General features: G+C 74.9%; 11 protein-coding genes. 5 read left to right on the top strand and 6 right to left on the bottom strand.

Annotated elements, in window-relative coordinates; genetic code table 11:
• Nucleotides 1-6: 6 nt before the first annotated feature.
• The 3 genes from PV341_RS20235 to PV341_RS20245 are packed head-to-tail and all read right to left on the bottom strand — an operon-like array spanning nt 7 to nt 3577.
• Nucleotides 7-687 (bottom strand): MtrA family response regulator transcription factor, encoded by a 681-nt coding sequence (locus PV341_RS20235; protein ID WP_499512737.1) that lies wholly within the window; start codon nt 685-687, stop codon nt 7-9.
• 17 nt (nt 688-704) lie between these two features.
• Complete coding sequence (gene murJ, locus PV341_RS20240) at nt 705-2384, bottom strand: murein biosynthesis integral membrane protein MurJ (protein WP_500322500.1); 1680 nt, start codon at nt 2382-2384, stop codon at nt 705-707.
• Nucleotides 2381-3577, bottom strand: a complete 1197-nt coding sequence (locus PV341_RS20245) for a lipid II:glycine glycyltransferase FemX (RefSeq protein ID WP_500322501.1) — start codon at nt 3575-3577, stop codon at nt 2381-2383. Before PV341_RS20245 ends, murJ begins: the two co-directional genes overlap by 4 nt.
• A gap of 215 nt (nt 3578-3792) precedes the next feature.
• Between PV341_RS20245 and PV341_RS20250 the strand changes: the two genes are divergently transcribed.
• Both PV341_RS20250 and PV341_RS20255 read left to right on the top strand, forming a co-directional pair.
• Nucleotides 3793-5007, top strand: a complete 1215-nt coding sequence (locus tag PV341_RS20250; RefSeq protein ID WP_500358621.1) for a L,D-transpeptidase — start codon at nt 3793-3795, stop codon at nt 5005-5007.
• An 85-nt stretch (nt 5008-5092) separates the two neighbouring features.
• Nucleotides 5093-6022 (top strand): SDR family NAD(P)-dependent oxidoreductase, encoded by a 930-nt coding sequence (locus tag PV341_RS20255; RefSeq protein WP_500322504.1) that lies wholly within the window; start codon nt 5093-5095, stop codon nt 6020-6022.
• 24 nt (nt 6023-6046) lie between these two features.
• Here PV341_RS20255 and PV341_RS20260 read toward each other — a convergent pair whose 3' ends face one another.
• Nucleotides 6047-7012: a DUF1152 domain-containing protein gene (locus PV341_RS20260; protein ID WP_500322506.1), complete on the bottom strand. Its 966-nt coding sequence runs from the start codon at nt 7010-7012 to the stop codon at nt 6047-6049.
• Between the two features lie 113 nt (nt 7013-7125).
• Here PV341_RS20260 and PV341_RS20265 point away from each other — a divergent pair, with 113 nt between their 5' ends.
• Complete coding sequence (locus tag PV341_RS20265; protein ID WP_500358623.1) at nt 7126-7992, top strand: alpha/beta fold hydrolase; 867 nt, start codon at nt 7126-7128, stop codon at nt 7990-7992.
• 58 nt (nt 7993-8050) lie between these two features.
• Here PV341_RS20265 and PV341_RS20270 read toward each other — a convergent pair whose 3' ends face one another.
• A complete protein-coding gene (locus tag PV341_RS20270) occupies nt 8051-9310 on the bottom strand; it encodes an alkaline phosphatase family protein (protein WP_500358624.1) in 1260 nt (419 codons plus the stop codon).
• Nucleotides 9311-10059: 749 nt separating this feature from the next.
• On the opposite strand from PV341_RS20270, the gene PV341_RS20275 reads away from it, so the two are divergent.
• Together PV341_RS20275 and PV341_RS20280 are read left to right on the top strand one after the other, a co-directional pair.
• On the top strand, nt 10060-11733 hold the full coding sequence (locus PV341_RS20275) for an LCP family protein (RefSeq protein ID WP_500322511.1): 1674 nt from the start codon (nt 10060-10062) through the stop codon (nt 11731-11733).
• Between the two features lie 117 nt (nt 11734-11850).
• Nucleotides 11851-12261: an ester cyclase gene (locus PV341_RS20280; RefSeq protein ID WP_500322512.1), complete on the top strand. Its 411-nt coding sequence runs from the start codon at nt 11851-11853 to the stop codon at nt 12259-12261.
• Nucleotides 12262-12300: 39 nt separating this feature from the next.
• Here the strand turns inward: PV341_RS20280 and PV341_RS20285 are convergent, their stop codons facing one another.
• Nucleotides 12301-13563, bottom strand: a complete 1263-nt coding sequence (locus PV341_RS20285) for a sensor histidine kinase (protein WP_500358627.1) — start codon at nt 13561-13563, stop codon at nt 12301-12303.
• Nucleotides 13564-13568 lie beyond the last annotated feature (5 nt).

A 13568-nucleotide genomic window follows, 5' to 3' on the forward strand; every position in this document is an offset into this window, starting at 1 on the left:
GGCGGCTCATAGCGGCCCGAAGCGGTAGCCGAAGCCGCGCAGCGTCTGTATGTAGCGGGGGTCGCCGGGCACGTCCTCGATCTTGTTGCGCAGCCGCCGGACGCAGGCGTCGACCAGCCGGGCGTCCGCGTGGTAGCTGTGCTCCCACACGTGCTCCAGCAACTGCTGCCGGCTGAAGACCTGTTCGGGCGCGGCGGTCAGGAACAGCAGCAGCTTCAGCTCGGAGGGCGCGAGCGCCAGCCGCTGCCCGGACTTGGCGACGCCGAGTCCGGCCCGGTCGACGGCGAGGTCGCCGTGGAACTCGACGGCCGGGCGGCCCCCCGGCTCCTCGATGCGGCGCAGCACGGCGCGGATGCGGGCCTCGATCACCTCGGTGCGGGCGGGTTTGACGATGTAGTCGTCGGCCCCGGCCTCCAGCCCGACGACGACGTCGAAGTCGTCGCCGCGGGCGGTGAGCATGATGATCGGCAACTGGCTCGTCTCGCGCACCTGGCGGCAGACCTGGACGCCGTTCATGCCGGGCAGCATCAGGTCCAGCAGCAGCAGATCGGGCTGGAACTCGCCGACGGCGGCGAGCCCGGCCTCGCCGGTCGCGGCCGTCCGTACCTCGTGACCGCGACGGCGCAGGCCCAGTTCGACACCTTCGCGCACGGAGGGGTCGTCTTCGATCAGAAGAACGCGTGGCATGACCGGAGTATCGCAACTCATCGTGCACCGCGCCGCAGTTTGCCGAGCAGGGTCCGCCGGGCGGCCTCGACCTCGGTCAGCCGCAGCGGGCGGGCCGCGGCCGCGAAGACCAGCACGACGGCGGCCGCGCCGGCCGCCACGGCGGCGAGCGGCCCCGGTGGCGCGGCGAGGCCGGCCGCGAGCCGGCCCAGGGCGGCGGCGGGCACCGCGACGAGCAGCAGCCGGGCCAGCGAGCCCGCGGTCGGCGACCGCCATGGCCCTGGGCCGCCCTCCGGCGCCGCCAGCCTGCGGTCCAGCACGGACGCGGTGACCGCCCATCCCGCGAAGAGCGCCACCGAGTACGCCGCCGCCATGCCGGTGACCGCCCAGCGCGCGGGCAGCAGCAGGTAGGCGGTGACGGACAGCCCCGCGTTGAGCCCGGAGATCACCAGGTTGAGCAGGAAGGGGGTACGGGTGTCGCCGAGCGCGTAGAAGGTGCGCGACAGCACGTACTGCCCGGAGAAGGCGACGAGGCCGGGGGCGAAGGCCACCAGCGCGTTCGCCATGACCGCGACGTCGGCGGCGTCGGTCCTGCCGTGCTCGAAGACCAGGGCCATCGCCGGTCCCGCGAGCGCCAGCAGCGCGCACGCGGCGGGCACCACCATCGCGGAGCTGCTGCGCAGCGCGTACGCGACGTCGCGGCGCACCCGCGCCGGGTCGCCGTCGGCCGCCGCCGCGCTCATCCGCGGCAGCAGGGCGGTGACCAGCGAGACCGTCACGATGCCGTGCGGCACGGCCCACAGCAGGTAGGCGTTGTTGTACGCGGTGAAGCCGGCGCCGCCGTCGATGCCGAGGGCCGCGGCGCGCTGTCCCGCGGACGTGGCGAGCCGGGTCACCACCCAGTAGGCGACCTGGTTGGTGAGCACCAGCAGCACCAGCCACCCGGCGGAACGCAGCGGCCGGGCCAGCCCGCTGCCCCGCCAGTCGAACCGCGGCCGCCAGCGGAAGCGTGCCGCCCGCAGCGAGGGCACCAGCGCCAGCGCCTGCACCGCGATGCCGGCCGTGGTGCCCCAGCCGAGCAGCGCGGTCTCACCGGCGGTCAGCCCGCCGCCGGTGCCGGCGGTGACCAGGTAGAGGCCGAAGACGGCGATGACGACGAGGTTGTTGAGGACGGGCGTCCACATCATCGCGCCGAACCGGCCGCGGGCGTTGAGCACTTGGCCGAGCAGCGTGAACAGGCCGAGGAAGAGGATCTGCGGCAGGCAGGAGCGCGCGAAGGCCACCGTGGTCGCCGCCTGCGCCCCGGTGTAGCCGGTGTACGCGGCCACGATCGCGGGCGCGGCGAGCACGGCCGCCGTCGTGATCAGCAGGAGTGCGACGGTGCACACGGTCAGCAGCCGGTCGGTGTAGGCGGCCCCGCCGTCCTCGTGTTCCTTGGCGGCCCTGACCAGTTCGGGCACGAACACCGCGTTGAGGGCGCCGCCCAGCAGCAGCATGTAGACGATCGTGGGCACCGAGTTGCCGACGGAGTAGCCGTCGGCGGCCAGGCCGACGCCGAGCGCCGCGGCGACGGTCGCGGACCGTACGAAGCCGGTCGCCCGCGAGACCACCGAACCCGCCGCCATGACGGCGCCGCTGCGCAGGACCGAGCCGGCGGCGGGGGCACCGGCCGGGGCGGCCGGCCCGTCGGCCGGGCGGGCCGCCGCGGGGGCGCTCACCGGCGCGCCATGTAGGCCTGGAACGCCCGGTAGAGCGTGTGGTTGGCGGTGCCGTCCAAGGCCGTCTCCCATTCCCCCAGGGTCTCGACGACCTGCCCGCCGGTGCCGAGCTTCCATCGGGTGAGGCCGAACGCCCGGTCCTCCGGGTCGAGTGTGGAGGGTACCCCGCGCATGTCGTACTCCAGTGCGCCCTGTTCGTGGGCGTCCCGCAGCATCCGCCACTGCAGGGCGTTGGAGGGGCGGACCTCGCGGCGGTGGTCCGCCGAGGCCCCCGTCTGGTACCAGACCCGCCGGCCCACGGTGATCAGGGTGTGGGCGGCGAGCACCTCGCCCTGGTGGCGGGCGAGGTAGAGCTTCATCCGGCCCGGCTGCTCGGCGTTGAGGGCCGCGTACTGGCGCTGGTAGTACTCCAGCGAGCGGCCCAGCCGGAAGCCGTCGCGCTCCTCGGTGATCCGCAGCAGCCGGAAGAACTCGGGGAGGTCCGCCGCGCCGCCCACGGTCACCTCGACGCCCGACCTCCCCGCCCGCCGTATGTTGCGGCGCCACTCCTGGTTGAGTCCCGACCACAGGTCGTCGGCGCTGCGGCCGGCCAGCGGGACCCGGAAGACGTGGCGGGGCTGGGCGTCCGCGTCCCCGCCGCCGTCCGGGCCGTCGCCGCCGCAGCGCCGCCAGCCGCGGGCCCGCAGCCGCTCGGCCACGACCGTGCCGAGCGGGTCGACCTCGCACGCCAGGACGTCGGACAAGCGGCGGCCGAGGCCGGTCGCGCCCTTCAGCGCGGCGGCGTCCCAGCGGCGGTGGGCGGGCGAGGGGCCGATGCGCACGGCGAAGGCCCCGAGTCCGCGCAAGTGGCGCAGGAGCGGCGTCAGCCAGGCGTCGACGTCCGGGTCGGCCCAGTCGGCGACCGGCCCCTCGGGCAGGTAGGCGAAGGACTTCCGCGTCCCGGGGAACTGCCGCAGCAGCACCAGCGCGCCCCCGCGCAGTTCGCCGCGCCCGGCGCCGTCCCCGGCGCCCCAGCCGAGGAACCGGGGCCGCCACCCCGGCTTCACCAGTGCCCACGACGGGTGCTGGAGGAAGCTCGGACCGAGCGCCGACCCGGTCCGGGACGCCAGGAACGAGCGGTACGTCTCCGCGCTGACCGGTCCGAGCCAGGCCTGCCGGGGGCCGCAGCCCGCCGTCACGAGCAGTGCCGACACTGCGCCTCCCTGAGGTGTGGTCGGGTGGTAACACAGGAAGGCTCACAGCCCTTCGTGACCGCCCCGAGCGGCGAATGTGACCGGACCATGACCGTTTCTCACCAGCTGCCGTCATACGGCTCCCAGGCGCTCCACCAGCGCTTTCCGCGGCCTAGAGTCCCCGGGGTCCGGCCGTTTCCCGGCCGTGCTCTCCCCGTCCTTCCCGGAGGTCTCCGTTGTCCCGGAAACGTGTGGGCCCGATACGCCGGCCCCGCCTGCGCACCGCCGCCGTCGCGGCCGCCCTGCTGTCCGCCGTGCTGACCGCCTGTTCGGGCAGTGCCCCGGCGGTGACGCACGCGGCCGGCGACGCGGGGCCGCCGAAGGAGCGGGCGGCGACCGTCACCGTCACCCCGCACGGGGGGCGGGTCCGGGCCGGCGAGCCCGTCCGGGTCACCGCCGAGGGCGGCACCCTCACGACGGTCACCGTCGCCGGGCCGCACGGCAAGGGCGTGACCGGCACCCTGTCCGCGGACCGCCGCACCTGGACCTCGGACCGCAACGTCGTGCCCGGCGCCTCGTACACCGTCGAGGCCGTGACCCGCACCCCGGGCGGGACCACCGGCACCAGCGAGTCCAGCTTCACCACGGCCGCCGCGGGAAAGGTCAACAAGGTGGACTGGCGGCCCGGCGACGGCACCACGGTCGGCGTGGCCCAGCCGGTCTCCCTCGTCTTCGACAACCCGGTGACCGACAAGGCCGCCGTGGAGAAGCAGCTCAAGGTGACCACCTCCGACGGCACCGAGGGCTCCTGGGGCTGGCTGAAGGACTACTCCGGCCGGGACCGCGTGGACTGGCGGCCCAGGCAGTACTGGCGGCCGGGCACCGAGGTCACCCTGGATGCCCGCCTGGACGGCACCGACTCCGGACCGGGCGGCGGCTGGTTCGCCCGCGACTACCGGGCCTCCTTCACCGTCGGCGCCCGGCAGGTGGTCAAGGTCGACCTCGACCGCAAGCGGCTCACCCTGCAGCGCGACGGCCGGACGGTCCGCACGGTCCCGGTCTCCGGCGGTACCCCCGGCCCGGACACCGGTTCGTGGCGCGGTACGGCGGTGGTGCTGGCGAAGGAGGGCACGGTCCGGATGAACTCCGAGACCGTCGGCCTCGGCGACGCCTACGATGAGACGGTCGAGGACTCGATCCGGCTGACCTGGTCCGGGATGTACGCGCACGCCGCCCCCTGGAACGCCGCGTTCTTCGGCCGGGCCAACCGCAGCCACGGCTGCGTCGGGATGAGCGACGCCGACGCGGACTGGCTGTACTCCCAGGTCCGGGTCGGCGACCCCTTCGAGATCACGGGGTCGGAGGCCAAGGGCACGGTCGCGCCGAACAACGGCTTCGGCGACTGGAACGTGGACTGGGACCGGTGGCAGGAGAAGAGCGCGCTGCACTGACCCGCGTCCGGGGGCGCCGGGGACGGCCCGCGGTGGTTGCCTGGAAGGGGTGGCACCACCGCACCGCCGAGAGGAAGGCAGCGCCATGACCGGCTCCGGCTTCACCGCACAGTCCACCGCCGCCGAGGTCGCCGGCGGCATCGACCTCACCGGCCGCCGCGCCGTCGTCACCGGCGCGGCCTCCGGCATCGGCCTGGAGACCGCCCGTGCCCTGGCCGGCGCCGGTGCCGAGGTCACCCTCGCGGTACGGGACACCGCCGCCGGCGAACGGGCGGCCGCGGCGGTCGCGGGCGGCGGCGGGCGGGTCCTGGTCGCCCCCCTCGACCTCGCGGACCAGCGCTCGGTGGCGGCCTTCGCCGCCGCCTGGCACGGCCCCCTGGACGTCCTCGTCAACAACGCCGGGGTGATGATGACCCCGCAGACGCGCACGCCCGAGGGCTGGGAGCTGCAGTTCGCGACCAACCACCTCGGGCACTTCGCGCTCACCATCCGCCTGCGCCCCGCCCTGGCCGCCGCGGGCCGCGCCCGCGTGGTCTCCCTCAGTTCGGTCGCCCACCTGCGCAGCCCCGTGCACTTCGACGACCTCCACTTCCGGGTCCGCCCGTACGACGCCGGCCTCGCCTACGCCCAGTCCAAGACGGCCAACGTCCTCTTCGCGGTGGAGGCCAGCCGGCGCTGGGCCGCGGACGGTGTGACCGTCAACGCCGTCCACCCGGGGGCGGTCCTGGGCACCAACCTGTCGCGGCACCTCACCCGCGAGGCCCTGGACGCCGCCGCCGCGTCCGGCGGTCACACCTTCAAGACCCCGCAACAGGGGGCCGCCACCGTCGTGTTCGTCGCCACCGCGCCCCGGCTGGAGTGCGTCGGGGGGCGTTACTTCGAGGACTGCGCCGAGGCGCACCGCCACATCCCCGGGACGTCCGGCGGAGTCGCCGACCACGCGCTGGACCCGGACGCGGCCGCGCTGCTGTGGCAGGTGTCCCTGGACGCCCTCGCGGCGGACGTGCGCGGCTGACCGCCACCGGCGAGGCGGGGACGGTCAGTGCGGGAAGGTCCGCGGCGGCCGTTGGCGCGGCAGTTCGTCGCGGAACTCCTCGACGACCGAGCTGATCTGCCGGGTGAGCTGCGTCCCCTCCAGCCGGTCGAGGTAGAGGTTGCGGGCGGCCAGGCCGACCGCGTCCACGCAGAAGTAGACCGCCATCAGCGGGTTGACGAACAGTTCGCTGTGCCGGGTGCGCTCGGTGAACCGCACGTTCCCGAAGTCGCCGCGCACCGCGGCCGCGACCGAACCGTGGACGATGCTCGGGTGGTCCGGGGTCGCCTCCTGGGCGTGCGCGACCGCCGCGAGGTAGAGCCGCCCCTCACGGCTGTCGCGGGGCAGTGAGAACGCGCCGAGGTACGCCCCGTCCCGCTCCAGGGCCGCCAGGTTCTCCAGCACCAGGGAGTGGTTCACCCCGTGGTACGCGTCGACGCCGAAGCCGAGGCAGGCCACCAGCCGCTGCGGGACGCCGGTGAGCCCGCCCACCGCGGCGAGGCTGGCCATGTCCTCCTCCGGTGTGCCGAGTCCGCTCTCGTCGCCGCGCATGAGGATGTCGGTGCCGCCGTCCACCAGCACGATCGCGTCGACCCCGCCGAGGTGGCCGATCAGCGCCCGGTACGCGGCGCGCAGCGGTTCGACGCCCGCGCGGCACAGCGCGTACACGGTCGAGGGCAGGCCCTGCGACTCCAGCCAGCGGGCGAGGGTCCGTTCGGGGAAGTAGTCGCCGCGCGCGGCCGTCGAGGGGCGCACGGCGGCGACGTCGTGGTCCAGCCAGACGCCTGGGTCCAGGCCGTACAGGTCCGCGAAGGAGAGGTTGGCCAGGTGCACCTCCTTGCCCGCCTCGCGCAGCGCGAGCGCGATCGGCAGCCCGGCGTAGACGTCGAAGCCGCCGCCGGCCCCGGCGACGAGGACCCGCCGCGCGTCGCGCAGCCGGGTGAACAGGGCGGGTTCGAGGAGGGAGAACACCGGGGGACGGTAGCAGCGGGCCGTGCGCCGGGACAGTGGGTTTCCGCTCCCGGGGCGGGCGTTGGCCCGCCGATCCCGGGGCCGTGTCGGTGCCCGCCCCTAGACTCGGCCGGATGGTGACGGAGACGGATATCGCACTCGCCGACGGGCGGACGCTGCACGTGTACGACACCGGGCCGGTCGGACCGGGCGGCCGGGAGGACGGCGCGGAGCTGGCCGTCCTGTGGCATCACGGCACGCCCAACATCGGCACGCCCCCCGAGCCGCTCTTCGCGGCGGCCGCCGGGCACGGCATCCGGTGGGTGGGCTACGACCGCCCGGGATACGGAGGTTCGACGCCCCGCCCGGGCCGGGACGTCGCCTCGGCCGCCGGTGACGCGGCGGCCGTCGCCGACGCCCTGGGCATCGGCCGCTTCGCGGTCATGGGCCACTCCGGCGGCGGCCCGCACGCGCTGGCCTGCGCGGCCCTGCTGCCGGACCGCGTCCTGGCGGTGGTCAGCGGGTCCGGCCTGGCGCCGTTCGGTGCGGAGGGGCTCGACTGGTTCGCCGGGATGGGGCCGTCCGGCGCGGCGGAACTCGGCGCGGCGGTCCGGGGGCGGGCGGCGCTCGAGGCGCAGCTGGCCTCCGGCGACTTCGACCCCGAGCTGTTCACCCCCGGGGACCACGCCGCGCTGGCGGGTGCGTGGGGATGGCTGGGTGACGTCGCGGGCAAGGGGATCGAGAGCGACCAGGGCGGCATGGTCGACGACGACCTCGCCTATGTGGCGCCGTGGGGCTTCGACCCGGCGCGGGCCGCCGCGCCCGTCCTGGTCCTGCACGGCGAGGCGGACCGCATGGTGCCCGCCGGGCACGGCGTGTGGCTGTCCCGGCGGTGCCCGGACGCGGCGCTGTGGCTGCGGCCCGGCGAGGGGCACATCTCGGTGCTCGGCTCCGCCGCCGCCGCGCTGGACTGGCTCGCCGAGCGGTCCCGGCGCGGCTGAGCGCGCGCCGGCGCCGTCCACAGGCTGTGGACGGCGCCGGGTGCGTACGGGAGGGCGGTCAGGGGGAGGGCCGGGACCCGTACGCGGTGAGGAAGCGGTCGCGGAAGGTGTCCATCCGCCAGACCGGGGCGTCGTGCGCGGGCTGCAGCCCGTCGGACCAGCCCCAGCCGTCCGTCCGGTCCAGCACCGCCTTGTCGTACGCGACGATCGCGACGGGAACGTCGCTGGTCGCGTCGCTGCCGGTGACGACGGGGGAGGGCTGGTGGTCGCCGAGGAAGACGAGCACGGTGTCCTTGGTGCCGTACTTCGCCACGTACTGGACCAGGCTGTTCACGGAGTACTGGATGGAGTTGCCGTACTCGGTGCGGATGCTGGAGCGGTCCTTCCACACCTCGGCCGGGTCCTTGCCCTGCTCGCTGATCCCGTCGTAGACCGAGCCGTCGCCCACCCGGTCCCAGTCGATCATCTCGGGGATGGGCGCCCAGGGGCGGTGGCTCGACACCAGGATGATCTCCGTCATCAGCGGCTTGTCGTGCGGCTCGCCGTGCTCCAGCCGCTGGAAGGCCGACAGGCTGTACTGGTCGGGTACCGGCGCCCAGCTGAACTTCGGGCCCTGGTAGCCGAGGTCCCGGGAGTCGTAGACGTGGTCCAGGCCGTAGAACGCCCCCTCCGGCCAGGAGGCCGTGACCCCCGGCATGATGCCGACCGTGCGCCAGGCGCCGGTGCGCTTGAAGGCGTCCGTCAGCGTCAGCCGGTCGCTCGTGACGACCGAGCGGTAGCGCTGCTGGTGGGGCACCCACAGGCCGGACAGGAAGGTGGAGTGGGCGAACCAGCTCCCTCCGCCGTACGTGGGTGAGGTCAGCCAGCCGCTCCGGGAGGAGAACCCGGCGGCCTGCAGCCTGCGGGTCCCGTCCGCCAGCGCCGCGTCGACCCCGGGCGCGATCCTAGGGTCCTCGACGGCGCTGCGGCCGTAGCTCTCGACGAAGGCGAAGATGACGTCCTTGCCGCGGAGCGCGGTCAGCATCCGGTCACCGGGGGTGCCGGCGAAGGCGTCGTGCGCCGCCGCCTCGGCGAACTCCTCGCGGTCCCGCAGCGAGGCCCGGACGTCGTCCGCGCGTTCCCGGACGAAGGCCGACGACTCCCGCGAGGCGACCGGCGCGTCGCCCGTCTCCAGCCCCAGCGCCGCGCAGAGCACCCAGACGGTGCCGAGCACGAGGGCGGCCCGGGCCGCCCCCCGGCCGTCGCGGTCCACGAGCCGGCCCAGCCGGACCGCCGACAGGATCGTCAGGGCCGGTACCAGGAGGACGAGGAACGCCACCCCGACCGCCGCTGCGACGGCGTACGCCCGGCCGGAGGTGGCCGTCAGGTACCCCTCGCCGTCGGCGAGCAGGCTCCAGTCGAAGACCGGGTCGAAGCGCCGGGCGAACCTCGTAGAAGCCCATGTCGAGGAACTTCAGCAGGAGCAGCAGGCCCAGGCCCAGGCCGATGAGCACGGCCACCGGTCTTCGGGCGCGCCGCGGCAGGGCGATCAGAAGCACCGCCCCGAGCAGCCCCTCCACGGGCAGCCGGACGAAGTGTCCCGGCCCCATGGAGGAGAGCCGGTCCGGCAGGACGAGCGCGGCCAGGACGACCACCGCGGCCAGCGCCGTCGTCCCCGCGCGCAGCGCCCGGGCCGCCGCGGGACGTCGCTCCCGCCATCCGGTGCGCGCGGGGGTGCCGCCGCCGGGGGCGCCGCCCCCGTCCGCGGGTGGTCCGTCGTCCGGCGGGTCGCCCTCCACCGCCGGTCCGTCGTCCGTCGTGCCCGGCCGGTGAGAGCGCGTGAAGAGCGACACCCCGAAGGTCCTTCCCTGTGAAGTGCGGTGACGGCACGGCGGGCCAGGCGCGGGTGTCGGGACCGCCGCCACTGGTACGGCCCGGCGGCGGCACGGGTTCAACCCCCACGGAAGTGCCTTGGTCCCCCGTCCCGCAGCGGGAGTTGACCGCCCCGGGGGCAACCATGTGCGGCATTCGTATGTCTGAACGGATGCCCCGGGCCGGCCGGGGTGTGGACGGAGGCCCCGTACGACCGTGGACAGGCACGACGGCAGCGACATCGACCCCGCGGACCAGTGGGTCCTCGACCCGGAGACCGGTTCCTACCGGCTGCGGCTGGATTCCGACGCCCCACCGGCGCCCACGGTGCCCCGGCAGGGCGGGCGGCGGGCACGCCGCGAGGAGCAGCGGCCCGTCCCGGCACCGCGCGGCGGCCGCCGCGCGGGGACCGCGACGTCCCGCAAGGCCAAGCGGTCCACGAAGCGCAAGGTGCTGATGTGGACCGCGGGCACGCTCGGTTTCCTGGTGCTCGCGGGCAGCGCGGGGGCCTACCTCCTGTACCGGCATCTCGACGGCAACATCGCCACCGTGGACGTCGGCACGGCGGGCAGCAAGCAAGCGACCAGCAAGGACGCGGTGAACATCCTGGTCATCGGCACCGACAGCCGCGAAGGCCTGGGCGCGAAGTACGGGGACGCCGGCAGCGTCGGCCACGCGGACACCACGATCCTCTTCCACGTGGCGAAGGACCGGTCGAACGCGACCGCGATGAGCATCCCGCGCGACATGGTCACCGGCATCCCGGACTGCCCGACCAAGCAGAAGGACGGCTCCACCAAGACCATCCCCGGCACCCCCAAGGCCGGGACCAACCCGCGCTTCAACCAGAGCCTGGGCCAGGACGGCCGCGACCCGGGCTGCACCATGCGGACCGTCACGAAGATCACCGGCCTGCCGATCGACCACTTCGTGCTGGTCAACTTCGAGGCCGTGAAGACCCTGTCCACCGCGGTCGGCGGGGTGCCGGTCTGTCTCACCCACCCCATCCACGACACGACCGACGAGGGGGAGGGTTCGCACCTGAACCTGTCCGCGGGACCGCACAAGGTCCAGGGCGAGCAGGCCCTGGCCTTCGTCAGGACCCGGCACTCGCTGAAGAACGGCAGCGACCTGGACCGCATCGACCTGCAGAAGCAGTTCCTGGCGTCGATGATCCGTCAGATGAAGTCCGGTGACACCCTCACCGACCCCGGCAAGCTCTTCCAGCTGGCGAACGCCGCCACCAAGTCGCTCACGGTGGACACCGGCATCGGCGGCGTCGGGAAGCTCACCGACCTCGCCAAGGACCTCAACCGGGTCGACCCCGAACACATCACCTTCACCACGCTCCCGGTCGTCGACAACCCGGCCGAGGTGGGTTTCCACGCGACGGTCGTCGTGGACGACACGAAGGCGCCCGCGCTCTTCAAGGCGATCAAGAACGACGTCTCGCTGACCGCCGCGAAGAAGAAGCCCGCGGCCGCCGACTCCAAACTCCGCGGCGCCAAGGCGGACCCGTCGCAGGTCCGCGTCGTCGTCTACAACGCCGGCGGCCCCCAGGGCGCGGCGCAGGACACCCTGGAGTGGCTGCAGAACACCGAGGGCGTCTCCCACTCCACCAACGGCGGCAACGCGCCCGGGGGGAAGCAGGACCGCACGACCCTGGCCTACGGTCCGGACCAGGCGGACCAGGCCCGGGCCCTGGCCGCGATGATGGGCCTGCCGTCCGGCGCCCTGCACCCCGCGACGGCCGACGCCGGACCCCGCGCGGACATGACCCTCACCCTCGGCGGTGACTACCTGGGCGCCGGGAAACCGCTCGCCGACCCGGACGCGGTCCCGGACGACATCCCGCAGTCGCACGCCGACAAGAAGGCGTGCGTCGGCTGATCCGCGGCGGTGCCGGCGGCCTGCCGGCACCGCCGGCAGGCCGCCCGGGCGGGCCGCGCCTACGGTGGAAGGAAGGGGCGCCCCGGCGCCCGAGATCGCGACCGCAAGGAGCGCGGCATGTCCCGCAGCGACAACCTCTCCGTCCTGGAGGGCTTCGGCACGGCGGTGAACAGCGGCCACCTCGGCGAGATCGGCGAGTACGTCGCGTCCGCCTCGGTGGACCACGACCCCGCTCCGGGGCAGGGCCCCGGGCCGGAGGGGTACGAGGAGATGTTCGGCGCGATGCGGCGGGCCTTCCCCGATCTGCACGTCGAGGTCGAGCACGTCATGGCCACCGACGACGAGATCGCCTTCGCGTACACCATCACCGGCACGCACCTCGGCGAGCTGATGGGCCACGCCCCCACGGGGCGGACCGTCAGCTACCGGGGCATGCAGATCAGCCGGTTCGAGGACGGGAAGATGGTCGAGCGCTGGGGGAGCAGCGACGAACTCGGCATGCTGCGCCAGCTCGGCGTCATCACCTGACCCCTCGCCCGGCGCAAGCCCCGCCCCTCCCGGAGCCGGTCAGTCCGCGGCCGCCGCCGGCAGGCGGAGTTCGAAGAGGGCACCGCCCGCCGGGGCGGTGCCGACGGTGAGCGAGCCGTCGTGGCGGTGGGCGACGTCGCGCGCGATGGCCAGGCCGAGACCCGCACCGCCCTCGTCGCGGCTGCGGGCGTCGTCGAGCCGGACGAAGCGCTCGAAGATCCGCTCGCGCTCGGCGGGCGGGACGCCGTCGCCGTCGTCGCCCACCGCGAGGACGACCAGGCCGTCCCGCAGGCGTACGGTCACGGTCACCTCGGCGCGCGCGTGGCGCTGGGCGTTGTCCACGAGGTTGCCCACGACCCGGGCCAACTGGCCGCGTGAGCCCGCCACGTCCCGCCGCGGTTCGACGTCGACGGTCACCGGGACCCGGTCGGCGGGCCGCCTGCGGACCTCCTCGCCGACGAGTTCGCCCAGGTCGACCCGCCGCCGCGCGGGCCGTTCGCCCGCGTCGAGCCGGGCGAGCAGCAGCAGGTCCCCCGCCAGTTGCTGCAGCCGCTCGGTGTCCTTGACGGCGCCCGGTACGTCGAGCAGGTGCGGATGGGCCGAGCCGACCTCCAGCTGCGTGCGCAACGAGGCGATCGGGCTGCGCAGTTCGTGCGAGGCGTCGGCGACGAAGCGGCGCTGCCGCTCGACCGCGGCCTCCAGCGCGGTGAGGGTCTCGTTGGTGGTGCGCGCCAGCCGGGCCACCTCGTCGCGGGCGGCCGGCTCCGGCACACGCCGCGAGAGGTCCTCGGAGGCCGTGATCGCGGCCATCTCACGCCGGATGCCCTCCACCGGAGCGAGCGCGCGGCGGGTGACCCGCCAGGTCGCGCCGCCGACCACCAGCAGCAGCAGGGGCAGTCCCGCCAGCATGGCCGCCGCCGCGGTGTTCACGGCGCTCTCGCGGGCCGCCAGCGAGGTGCCCGCGTGGATGCGGACGGTCTGCCCGGCGAGGTCGGTGGCCTTGATCGTCGCGAACCGGTAGCCGGCGGTCCGGCCGTCCAGCGTGGCCCGTCCCGTGCCGTGCACGACCGTCCGGCCGATGTGGCCGACCACCGGGTCGTCGCCCGCGGCGGGCGAGGGTGTGGCGCTGCCGCCGTGCCGGTCGTCGTCCTCGCCGCCGCGCGTCACGTCGTCCCGGCCGCCCCGGCCCCGGCCGCGCCCGTGGCCGCCGTCGTCCTTGCCGCCGCCCCCGTGGTCGTCGCCGCTCTCCGCGGTGCGGTTCGGCACCGCGGAGAGCGGCGACGACCACGGGGGCGGCGGCAAGGACG

It is taken from the genome of Streptomyces sp. PA03-1a, from assembly GCF_033792805.1.
Classification (GTDB): domain Bacteria; phylum Actinomycetota; class Actinomycetes; order Streptomycetales; family Streptomycetaceae; genus Actinacidiphila.